The following is a 22,945-nucleotide window of genomic DNA, read 5'->3' on the forward strand; positions in this document are numbered from 1 at the left end:
CGGGCTCAATGATAACAGGGGAAAGACCGGGCCAACCACGTCCGTAGGCCATCCCAAGCCCATTCCCCTCCCCTGGGCAGATAGGTCACGTCCCCCGGTTCCTTGCGAAACCAGGTGTATTGGCGCTTGGCATATGCCCGGGTAGCCTCTAACACCTCGGCCTGGGCCTGCTCGAGCGAGTACTGACCCCTGAGGTATCCCGCCACCTCCTTGTAGCCAATCCCCTGTAGGGCCGTGGGCATCTGGGGGTAGCGCTGGATCAGGCCCCGCACCTCCTCGAGCAAGCCCTGCGCAAACATCTGCTCCACCCGAGCCCGCAGGCGAGCCTCGAGCCAGCCCCACTGGGGCCAGAGGATGAGCTTGGCATAGGCGAACCTTGGCTCGAGCCGCGGCAGTTGGGCCGGAGGCCGACCGGTACGGCGCAGGATTTCCACCGCCCGCACGATTCGGCGGGGGTTCTGCCCCACCCTCAGGGCATCCTCCGGGCTACGAGCCCGGAGCTCCTCGAGCAGGGGCCATATCCCCTCGCTGTGCAGCCGCTTCCACAGCGCATCCTGAAGCTGGGGATCCGGCGGGGGCAGCTCAAAAATCCCCTCCGAAAGGGCCCGGATATAGTATCCGGTCCCCCCCACCAGGAGCGGCAGCCGGCCCCTAGCCAGTACCGCCTCCAGCGCGGCCTCGGCCTGGAGCCGGTACTCAGATACCGAGAAGGGTTGGCTGGGCTCGAGCACGTCCACCAGGTGATGCGGCACCCGGCGGCGTTCCTCCAAGCTCGGCTTAGCGGTGCCGATATCCAACCCGCGATACACCATGCTGGCGTCGGCGGAGACGATCTCCAGGCCCCCGTGTCCAGCCAAACGCAGGGCCAGGTCGCTCTTCCCTGAACCGGTCGGCCCAGCCAGCACCGGAATCAGCCCTTTGGCAATCGGCATTTCCCTCATGCTAATCTTGAGCAATGGCAATCGAGCGTCTCGATACCTTTGAACGCCTGCAGGCCATTCGCCAGCAGCTCGACGAGCTAACCCGGCGTTTCGCTTCAGGAGAGGTTTTCGGCCAGTGGGTACCGGCTCTCGATGTTCTGGATGAGGGCCAACAGTATCGCATCGTAGTGGATATCCCTGGGGTCAAAAACGAGGATCTAGAGCTACAGGAACAGGGCAGTACGGTCACGCTGGCCGGGGTGCGCTACGCCCTGGAAGGCCAGTACACCCAGCATGAGCGCCCCTCGGGGTCGTTTCACCGCACCATCGCCCTACCGGAGGACATTGTACCCGGCAGCGCCCAGGCCTCATTGAAAAACGGGGTGCTCGAGGTGGTGATCCAAAAGGCCCAGCCCCAGGAGCAATGACCTGCTGGTGAGGCCTCCGTCTGGGGCCTTACGGTGAGGGTGCGGCCCGCGCCGCTCACAAAATGGCCTGCACCTCCTGGCCCAGCACCGTGTGGCATTTGCGGCAGCGCGGCTCATAGGCTTCGCTGGCCCCGACCAGAATGACCGGGTCATCTCGGCGTGCGGGCCGCCCACCCACAAAGCGCTGGGTGCGGGTGGCCGGCGCACCGCACACCGGGCAGACCGCATAGAGCTTTTCCACGTACTCCGCCCGGCTGAGCAGCTCGGGCATGAGGCCAAAAGGCTCGCCGCGAAAATCCATATCCAGCCCAGCGCAGATCACCCGGACACCTTTGTCGGCCAGCTCGAGCACCAAAGGCACCAAGCCCTCATCAAAAAACTGGGCTTCATCCACCGCCACCACATCGGGTAAGCCATCGCTCATCCCCAGATGGTTGCGCAGCTCGGCGGAATCCCGCACGGGAATGGCCTCGGCTCGCTTGCCGTCGTGGCTCACCACATCCGTAGCATGATAGCGATCGTCTAGGCGAGGCTTAAACACCAGGGCCCGCTGACGGGCGATGAGGGCGCGCTTAACCCGGCGAATCAGTTCCTCAGACTTGCCCGAGAACATCGGGCCAACCACAACTTCAATCCAGCCTTGATGGTGGGGGAGGTGAGGTAGGGCCATAACCGGGGCCTAGCATAGCAGAAGCCCAACGCAGGCCGCTCGAGGGGAAGAATTCTCTGTGGGGCTGGCCCTTAGTCCAGCACGAACCGGGGTTCACTCTCGTGCAGCCGCACCCGGCGAATGATGCGCTGATCGTTCTCGCCGGTCTCGTCGGTGGTGGCAATGACCGTCACATAATCGCGGATAGGGCTATTGAGCACCTTCTTGGTCAAGGTCTCCTCTACCTGGAAAATCCCTGCAGAGTTGTTCATCTTGACCCGAATTTCCACGGGAACCTTGTCCCCTCGCAAAATCTGCACCTCATCCACCGCCAAGGCGCTGATCGAGTGGATGTCTACCGACCCCAGGGCAAACGCTTTGCGCCCACGCCCCTTGGCGATATCGGTCCCATCGGCCACCGCTGTAACCCCAGCCTCGATGGTCAGGGGCTCAGGGGAGAGGTCGTGGGTGGTGATGCTGTGCAGCATGAAGGCCCGCAGCTCGGTACACTTCTCTGGATCCTGATACACCTTGGAAAGCACCCGATCCAGCACGGGAATCGCCAACATCACACTAAAGGCTTCATGCCCCATGCGGTGCACCTGGTTGCCGATGTCGTGGAGCATGGTGGAGAGAAGCACCGTGAGATAGGTGTCCTCCAAGTCTCCTACCCCACTTTCCATCACATCCGGCTTGACCCCATGCTCCACCAAAAGCCCCAGGATGGCAATGCTGGCTGCACCGGTGATCAGGGCATGAACCCGCCCGTGGTCGTTATAGCCCAGCTTACGCACGGTGATGTAGTTGGCCATATTCCAATGCCCCCGGGCCTCGCTGTCGCCCGAGAGCAGTTCATAAGCCATCAAGGCCTTGGGAAAGCGGCTCAACCCCTCCCGAATGGAAAGATCTGCTTCAATGTACAGCTTGGCTTTGGGGCTGCCAACCTGGACGGTGCGCTCATTCAAGATGGAACCACTGTCAGACATACCCCTAAGGTAGCGCTTTATCCGCTATGCAGGAGTGATGCATGCGACATCGGCCCGCCTCGATCACTCCCCACGAAACTGAGGGCTGCGCTTGGCCAAAAACGCCTGGGTCCCCTCGCGCATGTCTTGGGTGGCGCAGGCCAGGCCAAAGAGGTCGGCTTCAACCTCCAAGGCCTCCTGCAGATCCAGGTCCTCTCCACGACCCACCGACTCTTTGGCCAAGGCCAGGGCCACCGGACCATTTTTGAGGATCACTCGAGCCAGTTCTTTGGCCGTCTCGAGGGCGTCCTCCCCCACGCGGTTCAGCAATCCCAGGCTCAGAGCTTCCTCAGCGGGCACATGACGTCCGGTAAAGATGAGGTCCAAAGCCCGGCCCCGGCCGATCAGGCGCGGCAGCCGCTGGGTACCGCCGTAGCCGGGGATAATTCCCAGCCCCACCTCCGGCAACCCCAGCTTGGCGGTCTTGCTGGCCACGCGCAAATCACAAGCCAGGGCCAGCTCGAGCCCCCCGCCTAGGGCAAAGCCGTTGATGGCGGCAATGGTTGGAACCGGAAGGGCTGCGATCTCCCCCAGCACCGACTGCCCCAACAACGAAAACTCTCGAGCTGCGAACACATCCTGCACCTCGGCGATCTGGGCGATATCAGCCCCGGCCACAAAGGCCCGGCCCTCCCCGGTGAAGATGGCCACCCGCACCTCGGGGTCTTGGGTGATGACGTCGGCCACCGTGGCCAGCTCCATCAGCAGGTCTTGGTTGAGGGCATTGAGGGCCTGAGGACGGCGAATGGTCACCACCGCCATTGCGTCCTCAACGGCATAGTCTAGAAATTCAAACCCAGCGGTATCAGTCATGGCTACAGCTTACCGCGATCTACCGGTCTGGCGAGCGGGTCTCGCCGGTCTTGGCGGCAAGGCGCACAAAGGCCTCGAGCGCCGTGCGGGTCATCCGCTCCACCCCAGTTTGAATGAGCTCAGGGGCCACGAACTCGCTGTCTCCCACCTTGTTAACCACTGCCAGCACGGTCCCCGAACGCACCCCGCGCATTCTGGCGATGAGGAACAGGGCGCTCGATTCCATCTCTACCGAAAGGGCCCCAAACGCTGCGTAGCGGGTGGCTTGGTTGGCCTGCGGCGCATAGAAGGCATCCTCGGTAACGTTGAGGCCCACCTGGTGGGGAAACCCCTCGGCTCGAGCGGAGTGTACCAGGGCCTCGAGGGTATCCCAGTCGGGGATTGCGGTGTAGGGCAGGCCGCCCAGGTATTGGCGGGTCGTGCCATCGTTGGCGACCGAGCCCTGCACGATCACCAGTTCAGGGGCCTTCAGGACATCGCTGAACACACCACAGGTCCCCACCCGAATCAGGGTCTGAGCCCCCAGGGAGATCAGCTCCTCCACCACGATGGCGGTGGAGGGACACCCCATGCCGGTGGCCTGAACCGAGACCGGAAGGCCCTTGTAGGTGCCGGTGTAGCCATACAAGGCCCGGTAGGTGGTGTAGGTTCGGACGTTCTCGAGAAAGTTCTGCGCGATCCAGTCGGCCCGGTTGGGGTCCCCCGGAAGCAACACGAAGGGCGCGACATCGCCGGGGTTACCACGAACGTGTAAAGGCATGGGCCCCAGCATAACCCCCGCCCCGTAGGGTGGGCAACGCGCAAGCCATCCGCGGGCGCATTGTGAAGCTTTACGCTCTCAGCGTAAACTGGGGGTATGCTGGAACGGCTCGAGGTGTACAACTTGGCCGTCTTGGAGCAGGGGGTGCTGGAACTGGGCCCCGGCCTTACGGTGCTGACCGGGGAAACCGGGGCCGGTAAGAGCCTGCTGGTAGATGCGCTCTCCCTGCTGCTGGGTGAAAAGCCCGAGGGAATGGTTCGGGCTGGGGCCGATACCCTGTTGGTGACGGCATTCTTTGATGGACGTAGCCTGTCACGGCGGGTTTCCGGCGGGCGCAGCACCCCGCGCATCGAGGGGGAGGTGGTGAGCCTGAAGGAGCTGACCGAAGAAGCCGGTAAGCACCTGGCCATCCACGCCCAGCATGCCGCACTCAGCCTTTCCAGCCGCAGGGCCCAGCGGGCTTTGCTAGATTCGCTCTTGGAGCCCCACTTGCTGGCAGAGTATCGCGCCGCTTATGCCCGTCATCAAGACCTGTGGCGTGAAATCGAGCGCCTCGAGGCCGCCGCACGCGAGCGTGAGCGCAAGCTGGATGTGCTGCGCTTTCAGCTGGGCGAAATTGAGGGGGCCAGACTGGTCGTTGGTGAACGGGAGCAGCTCGAAGCCGAGGCGGAGCGGTTGCGCCACCTCGAGACCCTGCGCGAGCGGGCCTCTGCCGCCGCCGCTGCGCTGCTGGGCGATGCCGATGGGCTGGGAGCGGTCGGCATGGCCCAGCGCGAACTCAAGGCGGGAGGGCGCTACGACCCCCAGCTCGAGAGCCTGAGCCGTGACCTCGAGGTTGCGCTTGACGCCCTCAAGGCGGTGGCAAGGGAGCTTGAGGACTACCTGGAAAGCCTCGAGGCCGACCCCGGACGCCTCGAGGAGCTGGAGGCTCGGCTGGCCCTAATCGAACGGCTCGAGCGCAAATATGGTCAGGGAATCCCGGCGGTGTTGGAGTTTGCCGAGAATGCTCGAGCCGAGCTGCACGAGCTAGAGGGGGCCGAGAACCGCTTGGCAGAACTCGGCTCCGAGCGCGAGGCCGCCTGGAAGCACCTCTTGGAGAGCGGCCAGGCCCTCTCCGCCGCCCGCCAGCGGGCGGCGGCCCTCCTCTCAGAGCAGGCCAACCGCGAGATCCAAGGCCTGGGGATGCCCTCGGCGCGGTTCTCGGTGGGGCTGAACGGGTTGCCCGAACCCGGCCCAGAGGGCTTGGAGGAGGTACAGTTGCTGTTCTCGGCCAACCCCGGCATCCCCGAGGCCCCCCTCGAGAAGGCTGCTTCCGGGGGGGAGTTGTCCCGGGTGATGCTGGCTTTGGCCCTGCTCACCGGCAGCGAGGCCGAGACCGTAGTCTTCGACGAGGTGGACGCCGGTATCGGCGGCGAGGCTGCCTGGGCGGTAGCGGAGCGGCTGGCGCGGCTGGCCGAGCATCGCCAGGTATTGGTGGTAACCCATCTGCCCCAGATCGCCGCCCGCGCCCAAACCCACTACCGGGTGGTCAAGGAGGGCAGCCAGGTCCATATTCAACCGGTGCATCACGATGAGCGGGTACGGGAGCTGGCCCGAATGCTCTCGGGCAGCTACTCCGAGGCAGCTTTGAAGCATGCCAGGGAACTCCTCGGCCTCCTGCCGCAGTAGGCCCGTTGACAAACCCTCCATCCCCCCGTAGACTCCTGGGCATATGCAGCGTTACGGGGAAACCAGCCAGCCGCTCGAGCCTTCCGGCGCGGCGGGGTTGTTTTTTGGGTATTTTTATCGGCCCATCCCCGTGAGGTCGGCATAGTCGCATAGGCTCGCACCGAAACCTCCGGGGAAACACCCCGGAGGTTTTTTGCGGGTTCAAAGGAGAAGCGTATGTTGATCATCCTCAAGCACGGCGCAGGCCCAAAAGAGATCGAGACGGTGGTGGCCGAGATACAGCGGGTGGGATATCGCCCGCATGTCTCCGAGGGGGAAAACACCACCCTCATCGGGGCCATCGGCAAAGGCCCTACCCCTGAGCTGCTCGAGCATTTCCGGGCCCTTCCCGAGGTGGCCGATGTCATTCCCATCAGCAAACCCTACAAGCTGGCCAGCCTCGAGGTCTCCCCCAAACCCACCGTGCTGACCTGGAACAGCGGCGCAACCGGCGGCGGCGAGGTGATGGTGGCTGCTGGGCCCTGTGGGGTGGAAAGCCGCGAACAAACCCTCAGCGCAGCCCGCTACGTTAAGCGCTACGGTGCCCAGATGCTGCGCGGTGGAGCCTTTAAACCCCGTACCAGCCCCTATTCCTACCAGGGCATGGGCGAGGAAGGGCTGCGCATCCTGGCCGAGGCTCGAGCCCAGACCGAGCTGCCGGTGGTTACCGAGGTGATGAGCCCCGAGCAGGTCGAGCGGGTGGCCTCGTATGCCGATGTGTTGCAGATCGGAGCCCGAAACGCACAGAACTTCGCCCTGCTTCAAGAAGTAGGCCAGCAGCAAAAGGCCGCGGTGATGCTCAAGCGCGGGATGAGCATGACCCTAGAGGAATTCTTGATGAGCGCCGAGTATGTGCTGGCTCAGGGGAACATGCGGGTGATCCTGGTCGAGCGCGGCATTCGCACCTTCGAGCGGGCTACCCGCTTCACCCTGGATGTGGCCGCAGTGCCAGTGCTCAAGTCCTGGACGCATCTGCCGGTCTGGATTGACCCCTCGCACCCCGCAGGCAAGCGCGACTGGGTCAGTGCGCTGGCGCTGGCCGGACTCGCAGCCGGGGCCGATGGCATCATCGTAGAGACCCATCCCGAGCCCGAGAAAGCCCTCTCCGACGCAGCCCAGCAGCTTCACGAAGCCGAGTTTGCCGCCCTGATGGAGCGGATCAAGGCCCTTCTGCCGGCTTTGGGCAGGCGGCTAACCCGGCCCATGGAAGTGGCCTGACCCGGTCTTTCCTCCAGACCCCGGATCTATCCTGGACAGATCCGGGGGTCTTGCTCGAGGCTAGGGAGAGGGTATCGTTGGGGTTGGGTATGATGGCTCCGGTTTTTGGCAAGGTCGGGATATTCGGCATTGGACTGCTGGGTGGAAGTGTGGCCCTGGGGCTGCGGGAACGGTTTCTGGCCGAGGAAATCCACGCCTACGACCCCAACCCCCAGGCCCTCGAGGATGCCCTGGCCCTGCAGGTGGTGGACCGGGTGCACACCGCCCCCGGCGGATGGATCGGTGAGCTGGATCTGGGGATATTGGCCGCGCCCGTGGGGGTTTTGGTCGTTGAAGGGCAGCGTCTGGCCCCCTACGCCCACCCGGACTCGCTCTGGACCGATGTGGGCAGTGTGAAGGCCCCGGTGGTGCAGGCTTTGAGCGGGGTTCTGCCCAATTTTGTGGGTGGGCACCCCATGGCCGGAAGCGAAAAGGCTGGGGTTGAGGCCGCCCATGCCGGTCTGCTGGAAAACGCAGTGTGGGTGCTCACTCCCGGTCCTCAGACGGTTCCGGAGTCTCTGGCCAAACTGCGCAAGCTGGTTGGTGACCTGGGGGCCTACCCCTTAGAGGTCGCCCCCGAGCTGCATGACCGGTTGGTGGCCCGCATCTCCCACCTGCCCTACTTGTTGGCCATCGGGCTGAATCGACTGGTGGCTCAGGACGAGCACCGCGATCTCCTGATGTATCTGGCCGCGGGAGGCTTCCGTGACCTTACCCGGGTGGCCTCAGGGTCCCCTCGGATGAGCCGGGACATGGTGGTGGCCAACCGCGCCGCATTGCGCGGGGCCATCGAAGACCTGCGGGCCATCCTGCTCGAGCTAGAGGATCAGCTCGAGGCCCCCGAGACCCTGCTCGCCACGGCTGAAGAGGCCAAGCGTACCCGTGACGCGCTGCCCATCGTCAAGCGCAGCCTGCTGCCGGTCATGAACGAGCTGGTGGTGCAGGTCCCCGACAAGCCTGGGCAAATCTCGATCGTCTCCACTGCGCTGGGAAGCGCTGGGATCAACATCAAAAACTTCGAGGTGCTGGCCATTCGCGATGAGGGCGGGGCGATCCGCATGGGGTTTGCCTCACGGGAGGAACAAGAAGCCGCCCGGCGGGTGCTCGAGGGGATCGGCTACCGGGTTCGCTAAGGCCTGTCGCGCTCTACTGTAGAAACAGCGAGAGCAGATAGTAGGTCAGCGGCACCGTGAAGAGGTGCGAGTCCAGTCGGTCTAAAAGCCCCCCATGGCCGGGGAGCAGCGAGCCGGAGTCCTTGACCCCGCAATACCGCTTGAGCATGCTCTCGGTGAGGTCTCCCAGTTGGGCCGCGAACGAGAGCAGCAGGTTGATGATGCTCAGGTAAAGCGGATCCAATAGGGCGAAGGGGGAGCTCGGATAGGCGTTCGCCATGATGTGGGTATACCCCCACAACACCAGAAAACTCACCGCAATCCCACCGATCGAGCCCTCTACGGTTTTGCCTGGGCTGATGTTCGGGGCCAGCTTGTGCCGCCCAAAGAAGCGCCCGATGAAATACGCCCCCACATCGTTCGCAAAGCTGCACAGGAGCGGCAAGGCCAACACCCACAGCCCGATATCGCCGTTGGGCTGATGGCGCAGGAGCAGAAAAAACCCCAGCGTCCAGGGCAGGTACAAAAACACCATTAGGCTATAGGCAAAGCGGGGGATATTGGCCCCGGCAATCAGCTCGTGGCTAAAGGCCCCGATCAACACCAAGCCCAGGGCGATCTCGCGCCAAGGAACCCCGGGGTAGATGTCGTGGAGTTGGGGGAGGGAGAATAGGAGCATCACCACCCCACCCACCCACAGAAAGCCCATATTGAGCTCGATTCCCCGGTTGCGCAGCATGGCCCGCAGCTCGAGCGAACCAATCACCAAGATGGCAATCAGGGCCAGAAAAAACAGCACCCGGCCCTCAAACACCACCCCGATCAGGGTCAGGCCTGCCACCACGCTCGAGAGCACTCGAGTCGGCAGCGAAGCATCGGGTTTAACTTGCGGCCGAGCCATCGCTAACAGACTACCGCAGTTTGCCTAGGCATTTTGTTGGGCAGAGCTGAGGGGGCCGGGGTCGGCCCACTCCCCAATTATCCCCCCAGAATTTCCCCCTCTTTCTTACCCAGGGCCCCATCAATCTTATGAATAAACTCATCGGTGATCTTCTGGATCTCGGTTTCCGCTTTCTTGAGATCGTCCTCGGAAACCGCCTTGTCCTTCTCCAGCTTCTTGGCCTGGTCTAAGGCTTCCCGCCGAGCGTTGCGCACGGCAATCTTGGCCTCTTCTGCGTAGTGCCGAACGGTTTTTACTAGCTCTTTACGGCGCTCCTCGGTAAGGGGGGGGATGCTGATATAGAGGGCATCGCCTTTATTGGTGGGGTTGAGGCCTAAGTCGGAGTCTCGAATGGCCTTCTCGATATCCTTGAGGGCGCTGGCATCCCAGGACTGTACCACCAGCGTGCGGGCGTCCGGAGAACTCACCGTACCCACTTGGTTCAAGGGTGTGGGCGTGCCGTAGTACTCCACACGGATGTTGTTGAGGATGGCGGGGTTGGCCCGGCCGGTGCGCAGGGTACTGAGGTGGTGCTCGAGGGCATCCAGGGCTTTTTGCATGTGGCTGCGGGCTTCACTGTAGAGGTCTTTGAGCATGGTTTACCTCCAGATTAGGGCTAAGCTACCGCCCGTTTAGGCGGTACTTTACTCAATATTTAGACATGGATCAGCGTACCCACGTGCTCTCCCCGAATAATGCGCTCCAGTGCTCCATCGGAGAACATATCGAAAACCACGATGGGCATGGCATTATCCATACACAAGCTGATGGCGGTCTTGTCCATCACCTCCAGGCCCAGGTTGAGCACCTCCATGTAGCTGAGGACATCGTACTTCTTGGCCGTGGGGTTCTTGAGCGGGTCGGCCTCATAGACTCCATCCACCTTGTTCTTGGCATATAGGGCCACCTCGGCATTGATCTCCAGCGCCCGCAGGGCCGCACCCGAGTCGGTGGTGACATAGGGGTTGCCAGTGCCACCACCGAAGATCACGATGCGCCCTTTCTCGAGGTGCCGCAGGGCTCGGCGGCGAATATAGGGCTCTGCCACCTGCTGGATGGTCAGGGCGGTCTGGACTCGAGTGGGCACCCCCACAAACTCCAAAGCATCCTGCAAGGCCAGGGCGTTCATGATGGTCCCAAGCATCCCGATGTAGTCAGCGCTGGCCCGGTCCATCCCCACCCCCTGCTTGGCCCCGCGCCAAAAGTTACCCCCACCCACCACAATGGCAATCTGCACCCCCAGGTCGTGGGCTTTCTTGATCTCTTGGGCCAGCGCCTTGGTCGCCTCGGGCTGAATACCGAAACCGTTGCCGGACATGAACTCGCCGGAGAGCTTGAGGAGAACGCGGTGGTATTTCATAGGCTCCATGCTGAGGGAAGGCAAAAAGAAGGCTGAAAGCTTTTGGCCTTCAGCCCCCGGTGCTTGACATACTTAGGCTCCAACCTCAAATCGGGCGAAGCGTCGAACCTGAATGTTCTCCCCGATCTTGGCCACCGCGGCCTTGATCAGGTCTCCCACCTTGACCTTGTCGTCCTTAACGAAGGGCTGCTCCAGGAGTACGGTCTCCTCGTAGAACTTCTTGAGACGGCCCTCCGCTGCCTTTTCAGCAATCTGTTGCGGCTTGCCCTCATTGAGGAGCTGCTGTATGTAGATCTTTCGCTCCTTCTCGAGGTCCTCGCTGGGGACCTCCTCCACGCTCACGTAGCGCGGGGCAGCCATGGCAATGTGCATGGCCAGATCCTTGGCCAAGCGCTGAAATTCCTCGTTGCGGGCTACAAAATCGGTCTCGGAGTTGAGCTCGAGGATCACCCCCACCCGCCCGTTGTGGTGGATGTAGCTGCCAATGATGCCCTCACGGGCTTCGCGGTCGGACTTCTTGGCGGCTTTCAAGGCCCCCCGCTCACGCAGCAGGGTAGTGGCTTTTTCCATGTCCCAGCCCCCATCCTCGAGGGCTTTTTTGACATCGCTCATTCCAGCGCCGGTCTGCTCACGTAGTTTTTTGATCTGCTCGAGTTGGGTCATGCTGCGTCCTTATCTGAAACCAAGTGGCTTAAGCCTCTGCCACCACGTCCTGTCCATCCTCTTCGGGGGCGGGGCTGGTGACCCGGCCCCCACCGCGGCTCTCCACAATCAGGTCGGTCATCCGGCTGACGATGAGCTGAATCGAACGGATGGCGTCATCATTGCCCGGCACGATGTAGTCCACCAAGTCGGGGTCGCTGTCGGTATCGGCCAGGGCCACCACCGGAATACCCAGCTTGCGGGCTTCCTTTACGGCAATGGCCTCTTTGGTCGGGTCTATCACAAAAATGGCGTCGGGCAAGCGCTTCAGCTTGCGGAACCCCCCGAGGTTTTTATGCAGGCGCTCGAGCTCATGCTGGAGCCGCACCTGCTCGGTCTTGGGGCGCTCCTGAATGTCTTCCGAAGCAAAGAGATCCTCGAGGGTCTGCAGGCGGTTGACCTGGGCGCTGATGGTGCGGAAGTTGGTCAGCATCCCCCCCAGCCAGCGCTGGTTGACATAGGGCATCCCGGCCCGGTCGGCCTCGAGCTGAACGATCTCCTGGGCCTGCTTCTTAGTCCCTACGTACAGGATGGTGCCTCCACGCAGGGCCAGATCCTGCACGTACTTGAAGGTACGCTCGAGCTCCACCATGCTTTTTTGCAGGTCAATGATGAAGATGCCGTTGCGCTCGGCGTAGATGTAGCGCTTCATCTTGGGGTTCCAGCGCTTGGTCTCATGGCCAAAGTGGACCCCAGCTTCCAAGAGTTCCTTGATGCTGACGTTAGCCGCCATACACTCTCCCTTTGGGACGGTTGGAGCGGGCATTGATTTCGTGGCTTTGGGCGCTTTTTCCGAAAGGACCGTTCCCTACCTTCGGGCTACCTGTACCACACCCAAAGCGCGATTATAGCGGCTCGAGGCCCTTTTGGCTAGCCCAGCTTGGTCCGGTCTTCTTGCCTTTTTTCCACATCCCCCTTTAGTATTGGGGAAGTTCTCCGCAGTACCCCCTCTTTGGGTTGTTTAGCGATGGCCAGAAATTGGGTTCTTGTAGCCAGCCTCAGTGGGTCGCCGGGATGCAAAAAACCGCGGCTGGCTGTGCTCGATGCTCGAGCCCAAAGATCTGACATGAAGCTGAAACAGCGCTCTTATGGTGCGGGCGGGGAACTAAAGTCCCTGGAGGCGACATGAAACGAAAACTATTAACCTTGCTATCGGTAAGCTTGAGCACCCTGGTGATGGCCCAAAGTGTGACCGTAGAGTTCTGGCACACCTTTGGCGATCCCAAGCGGGGGGGCTGGATTCAGGCTAAGGCCGATGCCTTTAACAAGGCCAACCCCAACATCAAGGTGGTTCCGACGTTTAAGGGCAGTTATCCCGACATCATGCAGGCCGCAACCCTGGCCGCCCGGCAGGGCAAGCCCCCCGCGCTGGTGCAGATGTACGAGATCGGCAGCCAGTTCGCCCTTGACTCCGGCATCTTCCAACCCGTCGGGAACGTAGGCCCCATTGACACCGCGGACTACATCAAACCGGTGCTGAACTACTACACCATCAACGGCAAAGTCAACAGCATCCCTTTTAACTCCTCTTCGCCGGTGCTTTACTTCAACAAAGACCTGATGAAGAAGGCCGGCCTAGACCCGGCCAAGCCGCCCATGACCTTCGGCGAGCTCACCGCCGCCTGCGGCAAGATCGCGGCGGCCAACCTCGGGGTGAAGTGCTTCGGCATGAGCCTCAACGGCTGGTTCTTCGAGCAGTGGATGGCCGAGCAGGGTGCCCTCCTGGCTAACAACGGTAACGGGCGAAAAGGCCGGGCGACCGAGGTGCTCTTGACCAGCGAGCCGGCCAAGCGGATCGTCTCGTGGCTCAAAGACATGAACGACAAGGGGTACTACACCTACACTGGTAAGCTCGAGGACTGGGACGGCAGCGACGCCATCTTCACCGACGCCAAAGTGGTGTTCCACATCACCTCCACCGCTGATATCGTCAACATCAACGATGCTGCCAAGAAGACCGGCTTTGAGATGGGCGTGGGTTTCCTGCCCATTCCCGACGGGGTGAAGCGCAACGGCGTGGTGATCGGCGGGGCCAGCTTGTGGATTACCAAGGGCATCCCCAAGGAACAGGCTGAGGCTGCCCTCAAATTCGCCCTATACATGACCAACACCGACAATATGGCCGAGTGGCACAAGCTCACCGGTTATTACCCGGTGCGGCTCAGCTCGATCGAGCTGCTGAAAAAGGAGGGCTGGCTGAACGCACAAGCGCCCCAGCTCGTGGCCTTCAATCAGCTGCTCGAGACCATCCCCAACGAGGCCACCGCCGGCGCGCTGATCGGTCCCTTCCAGCAGGTGCGCCGCATCGTCGAGGAGACCATCCAGAAGGTCTTCTCCGGTGCCTCGGTGGATGCCGCCCTGAGCGAAGCCAAGACCAGGGCGGATGCCGCCCTCAAGGAGTACAACGCCAGCGTGAAGTAAATTACCTCGAGCAGAGGGCTGGGAGCAGAGCGCTTTTGGCCCTCTGCTCTTAGCTCTTCTCTTTTAGATATGAATGCAATCGCCGTCTTTAAAAACCGTTGGCTGGCCTTCTTGATGCTCCTGCCTACCCTGGTGGTGCTGGGGTTGTTCTTGTACTACCCGGCGCTCGAGACCCTGCGCCTGTCGCTGTACCGGGCCAACTTCGTCTTCCAAACCGAGACCTTTGTGGGCTTGGCCCAGTTCCAGCAACTCCTCACCGATCCCGCATATTATCAGAGCCTCTTGCAGACGGTGATTTTCTGTGCCCTGGTGGTGTTTTTGGGGCTGGCTTTTGGGTTGAGCCTGGCCATACTGGCCAACCAACCAATTCACGGAGCAGCGGTATACCGCTCGCTGTTGCTCTATCCCTATGCCCTCTCCCCCGCCATCGCCGGGACGCTGTGGCTCTTCATGTTCAACCCTGAGGTAGGGCTGGTCAACAACATCCTGCGCACGCTGTTCGGGATCGCCCCTCGCTGGCTGGACAACCCCATCCTGGCTTTCACCCTGGTGGTGTTCGCTGCGGTGTGGAAAAACATCGGCTATAACCTGGCCTTTTATACCGCCGCCCTACAAAATCTGCCGGGAGAGCTGCTCGAGGCCGCCGCACTGGATGGAGCCACCCCTTGGCAGCGGTTTCGTTACGTGACGCTCCCGCTGCTCTCCCCCATCACTTTTTTTCTGTTTTTTGTCAACCTAACCTACGCGGTTTTCGACACCTTCAGCTTGGTGGACATCCTCACCGCCGGTGGCCCTACCCTGGGCAAAACCGGCATCACTACCTTCCTGATCTACCGGGTGTATCAAGATGGTTTTCAAAACTTCCAAACCGGCTTCGCAGCAGCCCAGGCCATCCTCATGTTGATTATGGTTGGGGGCATTACCGTTTTGCAGTTCCGTGTTGGCAGGAGGGTCAACTATGGCGCGTAGGGTTCTGCGGATTGCCTTGGTCCACCTCATCCTGATTCTCGCGGTGTTGCTGGTGGGGTTTCCCCTGATCTTCGCGCTGATTAAAGCCACCCAAACCGGCTCAGCGGTGAACTCCGCCAACCTCATCCCCAGCACGCACCTGTGGGACAATCTACTGAGTGCCTGGAACGGGGCTAAGCTAGGGCTTTATATTCGCAACAGCTTCGTGGTGGCCGTAGGCATCACGGTCCTGAAGGTCGTCACTTCAGCCTTAGCTGCGATGGCCCTGGTCTATTTTCGTATTCCAGCCAAGGGGTTGCTGTTTACCCTGATCCTTCTCACCCTGATGCTCCCCAGCGACCTTTTGGTGGTGGCCCTATTCGACCTGGTCAACAAACTCGGCTGGGCTAACACCTATCAGGCCATCATCCTTCCCTTTGCCGCCTCCGCGACCGGAATTTTTCTGCTTCGCCAGCACTTCATGAATGTGCCCCCCAGCCTGCTGGATGCAGCCCGAATTGATGGGGCCGGGCCTTTCCGATTCCTGTTTGCGGTGCTGATCCCCCTGAGCTGGAACACCATCGGTGCGCTAACCCTCATCCAGTTTATTTACGGTTGGGAACAATACCTGTGGCCGCTCATCATCATTCGGGACAGCAGCCATCAGGTGATCCAGGTTGGGCTTAAGAGCCTGATTGGGCAAGCCAGCGGACAAACCGATTGGGGGATGGTGATGGCAGGAACCCTGGTGGCCATCCTTCCTCCCATCGTGATGTTTACCCTCCTTGGGCGACAATTCAGTCGAGGTTTTATCCTTTCGGAAAGCAAGTAAGTCTCTCTGCTCCTGCGCACCCCTGGGTCTATGGGGTCTCAGGGGTGGAGAAGAAGAGAAAGTTTCCGTGCGAATTCGGCTAGGCCCTCAGTGGCTCAGGCTGTAGAGCAATATGCTCAGCACCAACAGCGTGACGAGGGTAAATACCCCGTCCCGCTGCCGGGCAAACAGCAACGCCGAAAGGGCTACCCGCAAGATGGGGGTAAAGATGAGCAACAACAATCCTAGCTGGATGAAGGCGTACGGACGCCCCTCGAGCACCCCCTGCCACACACTGCCCACCGAGCGCAGAGGCCAGGGTTCGGCCTGAAAAACAGAGTAGTGGACGATATCGCCCCCATGATGGCGCAGCTCCAGAATGCCCCCCAGCAACACCACCAGCCCAGCCAGGATCACCCCCAGCCGCAGCAGGTTGCCCAGCAGAATCTCCATGGCTCGGTCGCTCATACCCCTCCCCGCAGCCCCTGGTAGACCATCTGAATCCCCAGCAGGGCAATAACCGCGACAAACAACAACCGTAACCGAGCCGGAGCCGCCTGGGTCAGGATGCGGGCCCCGGTCAGTGAACCCAGCAGCACCCCGAGCATCACCGGCATGGTCAGTGCCGGATCAATATACCCCCGGCTCAGGTAGATGCCGGCGCTGGCGGCCGCGGTCACCCCGATCATGAAGTTGGAGGTGGTGGTGGAGACCTTATAGGGCAGGCCCATCACCCGGTCCATGGCCAGCACCTTGACCGCCCCCGAGCCGATGCCCAGAAGCCCTGAGAGCATTCCCGCCACCCCCATCAGGCCCAACCCCCCCAGCACGTTGTGCACCTTGTAGGCCTTCGGCCCCTGAGGGGTGGGATAACTGCTCTCCATTTTCAGCCGCACCGCCAACGGGTCGGAAGGCCTGGGGTTGGGCCGGCTCTCCTTGTGGCGATCCTGAAAGCTCTGATAGGCGGAGTACAGGAGCACCACGCCGAAAATGGCCGCCACCCAGTTCTTGGGGAGGATCCCTACCAGGTAAGCCCCCAGCAGGGCCCCCAGGGTGGTGGCGATCTCCAAGAACATCCCGATGCGTAGGTTGGAGTAGCCTTCTCGCACATACGCCGAAGCAGCCCCGCTCGAGGTCGCAATCACCGAGATCAAGGAGGCCCCCAGAGCGTAGTGCAGGTCCACCTTGAACCCCAATACCAGCAGCGGTACCAGCAACACCCCCCCTCCCAATCCGGTCAGCGCCCCGACCAATCCCGCCAGCAGACTGCCCAAAAAAAGGAGGGAGGTCAGTTCAAATTCGCTCATAAGACTGGCGGTATTCTATCCCCATGGAACACCTGCCTTCCATAGAAGAGCTGCTCAAGCATCGGCAGCCACCGCAAAATCCTAACCTCGAGCACCAAAAATCACTATCCGCCCTGGAACGGTTGGCGCTGTGGATTACCGAACACGTAGGCAGCATGGGGTTCTTTATCATCATTCTGGTATGGACGATCGTCTGGATGGCGTGGAACTTTCTGGCCCCTCCCCAACTCAAATTTGACCCTCCCTGGGCCTTCGCCTTTTGGTTGTTTTTATCCAATATGATCCAGCTCTTCCTGATGCCCCTGATCATGATTGGGCAGAACCTGCAAGGCCGGCATGCTGAGTTGCGCGCCGAGCATGATTTTGAGATCAACATCAAAGCCGAGCGCGAGATAGGGGCGCTCCTACAGCACATCGAATTCCAAAACAACCTCTTGTTGGCCCTGGTGATTAAGAGTGGCTTGACGGCCGATGAGGCCCTCAAACTGGCCCAATCGCAGGAAGGCCACCGTCAGATCGCGGACCCCAGATGAGTTCCTCCTTGCGTCCCCGTCTTCGCAGCTGGCTTTTGGCTCCGCCGTTGGAAAGCCATACAGCGCTACAGCCCTGGTACAAGGTCATGTGCCTGACTGGGGTGGACTACTTCTCGACCCTGGGATATCAGCCGGGGATCGCTGCGTTGGCGGCAGGATTGCTCTCCCCTTGGGCTACGCTGGCCCTGGTACTCTTTACCCTGCTGGGGGCCCTGCCGGTCTACTGGCGGGTAGCCGCTGAAAGCCCACACGGGGAGGGCTCGGTGGGGATGCTCGAGCGCCTGCTGAAGGGCTGGAATGCCAAGCTTACGGTGTTGGTGCTGCTGGGGTTTGCCGCCACCGACTTCATGATCACCATCACCCTCTCGGCCGCGGATGCCAGCGCCCATCTGATCGCCAACCCGCTGACCCCAGCCTGGCTGAATCATCCGGTGATCCTAACCCTGGCCCTGATCGCCCTTTTGGGCGGGGTCTTTCTGCTGGGTTTCCGCGAAGCCATCGGGGTAGCGGTCCTCCTGGTGGTGCTGTATCTGGGGCTTTCGATGTTGGTGATTGGGGTGGCTGGATACCAGCTCATCGCCCATCCGGAGCTCTGGCAGCACTGGAGCCAGGCCATCGCGCTGCGCTACCCCAGCGCCACTGAGATTGCCCTAGCGGCCACCTTGGTGTTTCCCAAGCTGGCCCTTGGGCTCTCAGGGTTTGAGACCGGAGTGGCGGTGATGCCTCAGGTACAAGGAGCTACCGGAGATACCGAAGCCGAGCCCCTGGGGCGGATACGCAACACCCGCAAGCTGCTCTTGAGCGCCGCTCTAATCATGAGTGTTTTCCTGCTGGCCAGCAGCCTAGTCACCACCCTGCTGATCCCAGCGCAGGAGTTCCAACCCGGGGGCGCAGCCAATGGCCGAGCCCTGGCCTATCTGGCCCACACCTATCTGGGGCCGGGTCTGGCTACGGTTTATGACCTCAGCACCATCCTGATCCTGTGGTTTGCCGGGGCCAGCGCCATGGCGGGGCTTTTGAATTTGGTGCCGCGTTACCTGCCCCGCTATGGCATGGCTCCCGAATGGACGCGCATCCCTAGGCCCCTGGTGCTGTTTTTTACCGGGGTGGCCTTTGTGGTCACGGTGCTCTTTGAAGCCAGCGTAGACGCCCAGGGTTCGGCCTATGCCACCGGGGTGCTGGCGTTGATGACCTCCGCCGCCTTCGCGGTTTGGATCACCCTGTGGCACCGCCGGGACTGGATAACCGCGCTGGGCTTTGGGGGCATCACTTTGGTGTTCATCTACACCTGGGTGATGAACATCCTCGAGCGCTCTACGGGGCTGTGGATCGCGCTGCTCTTCATCATGGCCACGCTGGTGGTGTCCATCATCTCCAGGGCTTCCCGGGCCTTCGAGCTGCGGGTTTCAGAAGTCCATTTCGATGAAGAAGCCCAGCGTTTTATCGCTCAGGGCTGGGGCGAGCTGCGCCTGATCGCCAACCACCGCGAGCGAGGCAGCATCTTTGAGTACAGTGCCAAAGAGCAGGAGATGCACCTCGACGCCCACCTGCCTGGACAGGGCACCCTCTTGTTCCTGGAGATCACCGTGCTTGACCCCTCGGAGTTTTCCAGTCAGGTGCGGGTGACTGGGGTCAGGGTGGGGCCCTACCGGGTCTTACGCACCCAATCGTCCAGTGTACCCAACGCCATCGCGGCCATCCTGCTGTACCTGCGCGACCAAACCAATACCCGGCCCCATGTGTATCTGGAGTGGGGAGATCAAAGCCCCTTTCAGCAAGCCCTGCGATTTCTCTTCTGGGGGGAGGGCGATATCCCCACCCTGACCCACGAGATCCTGCGCCGGGCTGAACCCGACGCGAGCCGCCGCCCGGTAGTGCATGTGGGGGGTTAGGATGGAGGGGCTGCGATGAATGCTTTTGGTCAACCGGGAATCTCCCCCACCTGGGCCTCGAGCGATAAAGATCTGGTCGGTACGGCCCTCGGCACCAGCCGGGTCTGGTTTACACTGGGGCACGGCATCCTCAACGAGGTCTTCTGGCCCTCCACCGGTGAACCCCAGACCCGCGACCTGGGCTTTATCGTGGCCCGGGAAGGGGCCTGGTACGAGGTCAAGCGGGTGCGCCGCTACACCCTGTCCACCCCGGCTCCCGAGATCCCCCTGCCCCAGGTGGTGCACCAAGGGGAGGGGTACACCCTCGAGCTGGAATTTTTAGCCGATCCCGCCCGGGATGTGGTGCTGGTGCGGTACCGGCTCGAGGGGGAAGGCTTTCGACTCTATCCCCTGTTGGCCCCCCACCTGAGCAGCAGTGGCCTGAGCAATACCGCCTGGGTAGAGGGGCCGGGGGTCTATGCCCAGCAGGACGGGGCGACCTTGTGCCTTCTGGCTGAGCCGGGGTTCGAGCGGGCCAGCGCAGGGTTTGTGGGCTTTTCCGACGGTTGGCAGGACTTTCAGCGAAACGGGGCCATGACCTGGGGCTTCACCCGGGCGGAAGGGGGCAATGTGGCCCTGATGGGAGAGCTGCGGGCCCCTGAGGGGGTGCTGGCCCTGGGCTTTTCCCACACCCCTGCAGGAGCCCACACCCTGGCCCGCTCCAGTCTGGCGGAGGGCTTCTCCTCCTTGAGGGCGCGCTATCTGGAGGGCTGGCGGCGCTGGGCAGACCAACTGCAGATCGAGGGGGAGAGCCTCGAGCTAACCCGGCAGGCCCGGACCTCAGCCATGGTGCTCAAGGTGCATGAAGACACCACCTATCCCGGTGCGGTGGTGGCCAGCCTCTCCACCCCTTGGGGCTCGATCCACGATGACCCTGGGGGCTATCACCTGGTTTGGCCGCGGGATGCGGTGGAGGCCGGGCTGGCCCTGCTGGCCGCGGGCCAGACCACCGACGCGCGGCGGATGCTCTCATACCTAATCGCCACCCAACAGCCAGACGGAAGCTGGCCGCAGAACTTCTACCCCGACGGACGGCTTTATTGGAGGGGCATCCAGCTTGACGAGGTGGCTTTGCCGGTGCTGATGGCGGCCCGGCTAGCCGAGGCGGGGGCCCTGCCTGAACGGGCCGAGGTCCGGACCATGGTACGGCGGGCCCTCGGCTTTATCGCCCAGAATGGCCCCTACAGCCCCCAAGACCGCTGGGAGGAGAATGCCGGTGTCAACCCCTACACCTTGGGGGTGCAAGTGGCCGCCCTGGTGGTTGGGGCCGCGTTTCTAGATGAGCCCGACCGAAGCTATGCCTGCTCGCTGGCCGACGACTGGAACGCCCGGATCGAGGAATGGACCTATGTGGAGGGGACCCCTCTAGACCGGCAGTACGGGGTACAGGGCCACTACGTGCGGCTGCATCCCCCTGGAGAAACCAGTCTCCGGGGCCGGGTACTGGTACAGAATCGTCGGGGTGAAAGCGTGGCCGTAGAGGAGCTCATCAGCCTGGATTTTCTCTACCTGGTGCGGCTGGGGCTACGCTCCCCCCATGACCCCCGCATCCGGGATACCCTGCGGCTGGTAGAGGCCATGCTGCGGGTGGAGACCCCCAGCGGACCCTTCTATCATCGCTACAATCACGACGGCTATGGCGAACACCACGATGGCCGTCCCTTTGATGGGGTCGGGGTAGGCCGGGCCTGGCCTCTGCTGAGCGGGGAGCGGGGGCACTATGCCCTGCTGGCCGGAGAAGACCCCTTTCCCTACCTCTGGGCCATGGCCCATACGGCCAGCCTAGGAGGGCTTCTGCCGGAACAGGTGTGGGACACCGCCCCCATCCCCGAACGGGGGCTGTTTCCCGGTCGTCCTACCGGCAGCGCCATGCCGCTGGTCTGGGCCCACGCCGAGTACCTGAAGCTGTTCTTGGCAACGCAGCGAGGCCGGCCCAGCGAGTGGCTCGAGGCTGTAGCCCAGCGCTACCCAACCCCCCGTCCCCCTGAGGTGTTGCACTGGCGGGGCGACGCCCCTTACCCTGCAATCCCCCAGGGCAAAACCCTGCTCATCGAAGGGGCCCAGCCCTTTACCCTGCGCCTGGGCTTTGATGGCTGGCAGGGGGTGCAGGAGCTCAAGGCGGCTGAGCTGGGCCTGGGCCGGTACGGGGTGCGCCTGGGACCCGAGCTCTGGCAGAATCACCGCTTGCTTCAGTTCACCCGGCATTTTCCTGGAGGCTGGGAGGGACGGGATTACGCAGTAGAGAGGAGTGAGAATGATGGAAGACCATGAGAAAGCCCAGCTCGAGGCCATGAAAAAAGCCGATGAGCGGGCCATGCCGACCCGAAGGGCGGTGCTGCAAGCCGCCATCATCACCGCCACCGCCACCGCCACGCTATCGGCCCTCTATGTAGGGGCCGGACTGGTCACCCGGAGCAGCAAAACCCCTGAAAACGAACCCCCTCAGGTTGGAGACCTGCTGGTCTATGCCACCGGAGCCCGGATCAACCAACCCATTCTGACCGACGACCTGCCTCTGGGGGGGCCCTTTCGGCTGGCCTTCCCCATGGACCCGCAAACCAAGGTAGTCCGCAGCCAGAACGTCAACAACACCCTGCTGGTCCTGAAGCTACCCCTCCAAAGCTATGACCCCAAGGTGGCGGCCCATGCGGTGGGTGGGATCGTTTGCTACTCTGCCATCTGCACCCACCTGGGCTGCACCGTGAGCGATTGGGAGGCCGGTCCGCAGCTCATGCGCTGTCCCTGTCACGGCTCTATCTACAACCCTCGAGACGATAAGGTGGTGAGCGGCCCCGCACCCCTGCCCCTAGCCCTGCTTCCCATCCGCCTCGAGGGGCCGCAGATCGTGGTGGCTGGAGCGTTTTTAGGCCCGGTCGGGGAGCAGACCTGAATGCCAGGTTGGGCCATATGGGGCCTGCTCTCAGCGGGGTTTGCGGCCCTAACCGCCATTCTCGCTAAGCTGGGCTTGCGCGGCATAGACTCCGATCTGGCCACCTTGATCCGCACCTTTGTGATCTTCTGGGTGCTGCTGATTTTCGTGTGGCTCAACGGCAAATGGAGCAATCCCCTGGCGCTGCCCGCTTCCGCCTGGCTCTTTCTGACCCTCTCCGCTGTGGCTACGGGGGCTTCCTGGGTGGCCTATTTCCGGGCCTTGCAGCTTGGGGAAGCCCACCGGGTAGCCCCCGTTGACAAGCTCAGCGTGGTGTTGGTAGCCCTGTTGGCGATGGTGTTTTTGGGTGAACGCCCCACCCCCCGCGATTGGCTGGGAATCGCCTTGGTGACCCTGGGGGTGTTGGTGTTGGTGCTTAAGCGGTGAAGGGG

At 62.2% G+C, this 22,945-nt stretch carries 24 protein-coding genes; 12 read left to right on the forward strand and 12 right to left on the reverse strand.

All coding sequences use genetic code 11. From position 1 onward, the window contains the following. Window positions 1-5: 5 nt before the first annotated feature. Complete coding sequence (gene miaA / locus Mgrana_RS05120) at window positions 6-932, reverse strand: tRNA (adenosine(37)-N6)-dimethylallyltransferase MiaA (RefSeq protein ID WP_119356529.1); 927 nt, start codon at window positions 930-932, stop codon at window positions 6-8. Between the two features lie 23 nt (window positions 933-955). Between miaA and Mgrana_RS05125 the strand changes: the two genes are divergently transcribed. Next, window positions 956-1,348 (forward strand): Hsp20/alpha crystallin family protein, encoded by a 393-nt coding sequence (locus Mgrana_RS05125; RefSeq protein ID WP_119356530.1) that lies wholly within the window; start codon window positions 956-958, stop codon window positions 1,346-1,348. A 55-nt stretch (window positions 1,349-1,403) separates the two neighbouring features. On the opposite strand, the gene Mgrana_RS05130 is transcribed toward Mgrana_RS05125, so the two are convergent. The 4 genes from Mgrana_RS05130 to Mgrana_RS05145 form a co-directional block, all read right to left on the reverse strand. Further along, on the reverse strand, window positions 1,404-2,018 hold the full coding sequence (locus Mgrana_RS05130) for a thymidine kinase (protein WP_119356531.1): 615 nt from the start codon (window positions 2,016-2,018) through the stop codon (window positions 1,404-1,406). Window positions 2,019-2,089: 71 nt separating this feature from the next. Beyond that, on the reverse strand, window positions 2,090-2,983 hold the full coding sequence (locus tag Mgrana_RS05135) for a phosphohydrolase (protein WP_119356532.1): 894 nt from the start codon (window positions 2,981-2,983) through the stop codon (window positions 2,090-2,092). A gap of 63 nt (window positions 2,984-3,046) precedes the next feature. Continuing rightward, window positions 3,047-3,835 (reverse strand): enoyl-CoA hydratase/isomerase family protein, encoded by a 789-nt coding sequence (locus Mgrana_RS05140; RefSeq protein ID WP_119356533.1) that lies wholly within the window; start codon window positions 3,833-3,835, stop codon window positions 3,047-3,049. Between the two features lie 19 nt (window positions 3,836-3,854). Continuing rightward, window positions 3,855-4,595 (reverse strand): phosphorylase family protein, encoded by a 741-nt coding sequence (locus Mgrana_RS05145; RefSeq protein ID WP_119356564.1) that lies wholly within the window; start codon window positions 4,593-4,595, stop codon window positions 3,855-3,857. A gap of 96 nt (window positions 4,596-4,691) precedes the next feature. Here Mgrana_RS05145 and Mgrana_RS05150 point away from each other — a divergent pair, with 96 nt between their 5' ends. The 3 genes from Mgrana_RS05150 to Mgrana_RS05160 all read left to right on the forward strand — a co-directional run bounded on the left by Mgrana_RS05150 (window position 4,692) and on the right by Mgrana_RS05160 (window position 8,692). Continuing rightward, window positions 4,692-6,263: a DNA repair protein RecN gene (locus Mgrana_RS05150; RefSeq protein WP_119356534.1), complete on the forward strand. Its 1,572-nt coding sequence runs from the start codon at window positions 4,692-4,694 to the stop codon at window positions 6,261-6,263. A 216-nt stretch (window positions 6,264-6,479) separates the two neighbouring features. Continuing rightward, entirely contained in the window at window positions 6,480-7,520 is a 1,041-nt protein-coding gene (gene aroF / locus Mgrana_RS05155) for a 3-deoxy-7-phosphoheptulonate synthase (RefSeq protein WP_119356535.1), read from the forward strand. Between the two features lie 92 nt (window positions 7,521-7,612). Further along, on the forward strand, window positions 7,613-8,692 hold the full coding sequence (locus Mgrana_RS05160) for a prephenate dehydrogenase/arogenate dehydrogenase family protein (protein ID WP_119356565.1): 1,080 nt from the start codon (window positions 7,613-7,615) through the stop codon (window positions 8,690-8,692). Window positions 8,693-8,705: 13 nt separating this feature from the next. On the opposite strand, the gene Mgrana_RS05165 is transcribed toward Mgrana_RS05160, so the two are convergent. The 5 genes from Mgrana_RS05165 to rpsB form a co-directional block, all read right to left on the reverse strand. Continuing rightward, complete coding sequence (locus Mgrana_RS05165) at window positions 8,706-9,572, reverse strand: phosphatidate cytidylyltransferase (protein ID WP_119356536.1); 867 nt, start codon at window positions 9,570-9,572, stop codon at window positions 8,706-8,708. Window positions 9,573-9,649: 77 nt separating this feature from the next. Continuing rightward, the gene (gene frr, locus Mgrana_RS05170) at window positions 9,650-10,207 is read right to left on the reverse strand and encodes a ribosome recycling factor (RefSeq protein ID WP_119356537.1); all 558 of its coding nucleotides are present in this window, start codon (window positions 10,205-10,207) and stop codon (window positions 9,650-9,652) included. Window positions 10,208-10,266: 59 nt separating this feature from the next. Next, a complete protein-coding gene (gene pyrH, locus Mgrana_RS05175) occupies window positions 10,267-10,971 on the reverse strand; it encodes a UMP kinase (protein ID WP_119356538.1) in 705 nt (234 codons plus the stop codon). Between the two features lie 72 nt (window positions 10,972-11,043). Then, window positions 11,044-11,634 carry a translation elongation factor Ts gene (gene tsf, locus Mgrana_RS05180; protein WP_119356539.1) on the reverse strand — a complete coding sequence of 197 codons (591 nt, stop codon included), beginning with the start codon at window positions 11,632-11,634 and terminating at the stop codon, window positions 11,044-11,046. Window positions 11,635-11,662: 28 nt separating this feature from the next. Beyond that, complete coding sequence (rpsB, locus tag Mgrana_RS05185) at window positions 11,663-12,406, reverse strand: 30S ribosomal protein S2 (RefSeq protein WP_119356540.1); 744 nt, start codon at window positions 12,404-12,406, stop codon at window positions 11,663-11,665. Between the two features lie 392 nt (window positions 12,407-12,798). Here rpsB and Mgrana_RS05190 point away from each other — a divergent pair, with 392 nt between their 5' ends. The 3 genes from Mgrana_RS05190 to Mgrana_RS05200 all read left to right on the forward strand — a co-directional run bounded on the left by Mgrana_RS05190 (window position 12,799) and on the right by Mgrana_RS05200 (window position 15,874). Continuing rightward, window positions 12,799-14,094 (forward strand): ABC transporter substrate-binding protein, encoded by a 1,296-nt coding sequence (locus tag Mgrana_RS05190; protein ID WP_119356541.1) that lies wholly within the window; start codon window positions 12,799-12,801, stop codon window positions 14,092-14,094. A gap of 69 nt (window positions 14,095-14,163) precedes the next feature. Continuing rightward, on the forward strand, window positions 14,164-15,063 hold the full coding sequence (locus Mgrana_RS05195) for a carbohydrate ABC transporter permease (RefSeq protein WP_240631259.1): 900 nt from the start codon (window positions 14,164-14,166) through the stop codon (window positions 15,061-15,063). Beyond that, window positions 15,053-15,874 carry a carbohydrate ABC transporter permease gene (locus tag Mgrana_RS05200; protein WP_119356542.1) on the forward strand — a complete coding sequence of 274 codons (822 nt, stop codon included), beginning with the start codon at window positions 15,053-15,055 and terminating at the stop codon, window positions 15,872-15,874. Before Mgrana_RS05195 ends, Mgrana_RS05200 begins: the two co-directional genes overlap by 11 nt. Window positions 15,875-15,961: 87 nt before the next feature. Here the strand turns inward: Mgrana_RS05200 and Mgrana_RS05205 are convergent, their stop codons facing one another. Together Mgrana_RS05205 and Mgrana_RS05210 are read right to left on the reverse strand one after the other, a co-directional pair. Then, window positions 15,962-16,321 carry a DUF1634 domain-containing protein gene (locus Mgrana_RS05205; protein WP_119356543.1) on the reverse strand — a complete coding sequence of 120 codons (360 nt, stop codon included), beginning with the start codon at window positions 16,319-16,321 and terminating at the stop codon, window positions 15,962-15,964. After that, window positions 16,318-17,160, reverse strand: a complete 843-nt coding sequence (locus tag Mgrana_RS05210) for a sulfite exporter TauE/SafE family protein (protein WP_119356544.1) — start codon at window positions 17,158-17,160, stop codon at window positions 16,318-16,320. The genes Mgrana_RS05205 and Mgrana_RS05210 overlap by 4 nt, the downstream gene beginning before the upstream one ends. A gap of 23 nt (window positions 17,161-17,183) precedes the next feature. Between Mgrana_RS05210 and Mgrana_RS05215 the strand changes: the two genes are divergently transcribed. The 5 genes from Mgrana_RS05215 (at window position 17,184) to Mgrana_RS05235 (ending at window position 22,940) form a co-directional block, all read left to right on the forward strand. Continuing rightward, window positions 17,184-17,693 (forward strand): DUF1003 domain-containing protein, encoded by a 510-nt coding sequence (locus Mgrana_RS05215; protein WP_119356545.1) that lies wholly within the window; start codon window positions 17,184-17,186, stop codon window positions 17,691-17,693. A gap of 86 nt (window positions 17,694-17,779) precedes the next feature. Further along, on the forward strand, window positions 17,780-19,585 hold the full coding sequence (locus Mgrana_RS05220; protein WP_119356546.1) for an APC family permease: 1,806 nt from the start codon (window positions 17,780-17,782) through the stop codon (window positions 19,583-19,585). A gap of 15 nt (window positions 19,586-19,600) precedes the next feature. Next, a complete protein-coding gene (locus Mgrana_RS05225) occupies window positions 19,601-21,895 on the forward strand; it encodes a glycoside hydrolase family 15 protein (protein ID WP_119356547.1) in 2,295 nt (764 codons plus the stop codon). Further along, window positions 21,879-22,514 (forward strand): QcrA and Rieske domain-containing protein, encoded by a 636-nt coding sequence (locus tag Mgrana_RS05230; protein WP_119356548.1) that lies wholly within the window; start codon window positions 21,879-21,881, stop codon window positions 22,512-22,514. Before Mgrana_RS05225 ends, Mgrana_RS05230 begins: the two co-directional genes overlap by 17 nt. Then, window positions 22,515-22,940 carry an EamA family transporter gene (locus Mgrana_RS05235; RefSeq protein WP_119356549.1) on the forward strand — a complete coding sequence of 142 codons (426 nt, stop codon included), beginning with the start codon at window positions 22,515-22,517 and terminating at the stop codon, window positions 22,938-22,940. The last annotated feature ends 5 nt before the right edge of the window (window positions 22,941-22,945 follow it).

Origin of the sequence: Meiothermus granaticius NBRC 107808 (assembly GCF_003574355.1) — a bacterium.
GTDB classification, from domain to species: Bacteria; Deinococcota; Deinococci; order Deinococcales; family Thermaceae; genus Meiothermus; species Meiothermus granaticius.

Coding starts and splice junctions, on each gene's coding strand:
- miaA (WP_119356529.1), bottom strand. CDS start 932: ATGCCGATTGCCAAAGGGCTGATTCCGGTGCTGGCTGGGCCGACCGGT.
- Mgrana_RS05125 (WP_119356530.1), top strand. CDS start 956: ATGGCAATCGAGCGTCTCGATACCTTTGAACGCCTGCAGGCCATTCGC.
- Mgrana_RS05130 (WP_119356531.1), bottom strand. CDS start 2,018: ATGGCCCTACCTCACCTCCCCCACCATCAAGGCTGGATTGAAGTTGTG.
- Mgrana_RS05135 (WP_119356532.1), bottom strand. CDS start 2,983: ATGTCTGACAGTGGTTCCATCTTGAATGAGCGCACCGTCCAGGTTGGC.
- Mgrana_RS05140 (WP_119356533.1), bottom strand. CDS start 3,835: ATGACTGATACCGCTGGGTTTGAATTTCTAGACTATGCCGTTGAGGAC.
- Mgrana_RS05145 (WP_119356564.1), bottom strand. CDS start 4,595: ATGCCTTTACACGTTCGTGGTAACCCCGGCGATGTCGCGCCCTTCGTG.
- Mgrana_RS05150 (WP_119356534.1), top strand. CDS start 4,692: ATGCTGGAACGGCTCGAGGTGTACAACTTGGCCGTCTTGGAGCAGGGG.
- aroF (WP_119356535.1), top strand. CDS start 6,480: ATGTTGATCATCCTCAAGCACGGCGCAGGCCCAAAAGAGATCGAGACG.
- Mgrana_RS05160 (WP_119356565.1), top strand. CDS start 7,613: ATGGCTCCGGTTTTTGGCAAGGTCGGGATATTCGGCATTGGACTGCTG.
- Mgrana_RS05165 (WP_119356536.1), bottom strand. CDS start 9,572: ATGGCTCGGCCGCAAGTTAAACCCGATGCTTCGCTGCCGACTCGAGTG.
- frr (WP_119356537.1), bottom strand. CDS start 10,207: ATGCTCAAAGACCTCTACAGTGAAGCCCGCAGCCACATGCAAAAAGCC.
- pyrH (WP_119356538.1), bottom strand. CDS start 10,971: ATGAAATACCACCGCGTTCTCCTCAAGCTCTCCGGCGAGTTCATGTCC.
- tsf (WP_119356539.1), bottom strand. CDS start 11,634: ATGACCCAACTCGAGCAGATCAAAAAACTACGTGAGCAGACCGGCGCT.
- rpsB (WP_119356540.1), bottom strand. CDS start 12,406: ATGGCGGCTAACGTCAGCATCAAGGAACTCTTGGAAGCTGGGGTCCAC.
- Mgrana_RS05190 (WP_119356541.1), top strand. CDS start 12,799: ATGAAACGAAAACTATTAACCTTGCTATCGGTAAGCTTGAGCACCCTG.
- Mgrana_RS05195 (WP_240631259.1), top strand. CDS start 14,164: ATGAATGCAATCGCCGTCTTTAAAAACCGTTGGCTGGCCTTCTTGATG.
- Mgrana_RS05200 (WP_119356542.1), top strand. CDS start 15,053: ATGGCGCGTAGGGTTCTGCGGATTGCCTTGGTCCACCTCATCCTGATT.
- Mgrana_RS05205 (WP_119356543.1), bottom strand. CDS start 16,321: ATGAGCGACCGAGCCATGGAGATTCTGCTGGGCAACCTGCTGCGGCTG.
- Mgrana_RS05210 (WP_119356544.1), bottom strand. CDS start 17,160: ATGAGCGAATTTGAACTGACCTCCCTCCTTTTTTTGGGCAGTCTGCTG.
- Mgrana_RS05215 (WP_119356545.1), top strand. CDS start 17,184: ATGGAACACCTGCCTTCCATAGAAGAGCTGCTCAAGCATCGGCAGCCA.
- Mgrana_RS05220 (WP_119356546.1), top strand. CDS start 17,780: ATGTGCCTGACTGGGGTGGACTACTTCTCGACCCTGGGATATCAGCCG.
- Mgrana_RS05225 (WP_119356547.1), top strand. CDS start 19,601: ATGAATGCTTTTGGTCAACCGGGAATCTCCCCCACCTGGGCCTCGAGC.
- Mgrana_RS05230 (WP_119356548.1), top strand. CDS start 21,879: ATGATGGAAGACCATGAGAAAGCCCAGCTCGAGGCCATGAAAAAAGCC.
- Mgrana_RS05235 (WP_119356549.1), top strand. CDS start 22,515: ATGCCAGGTTGGGCCATATGGGGCCTGCTCTCAGCGGGGTTTGCGGCC.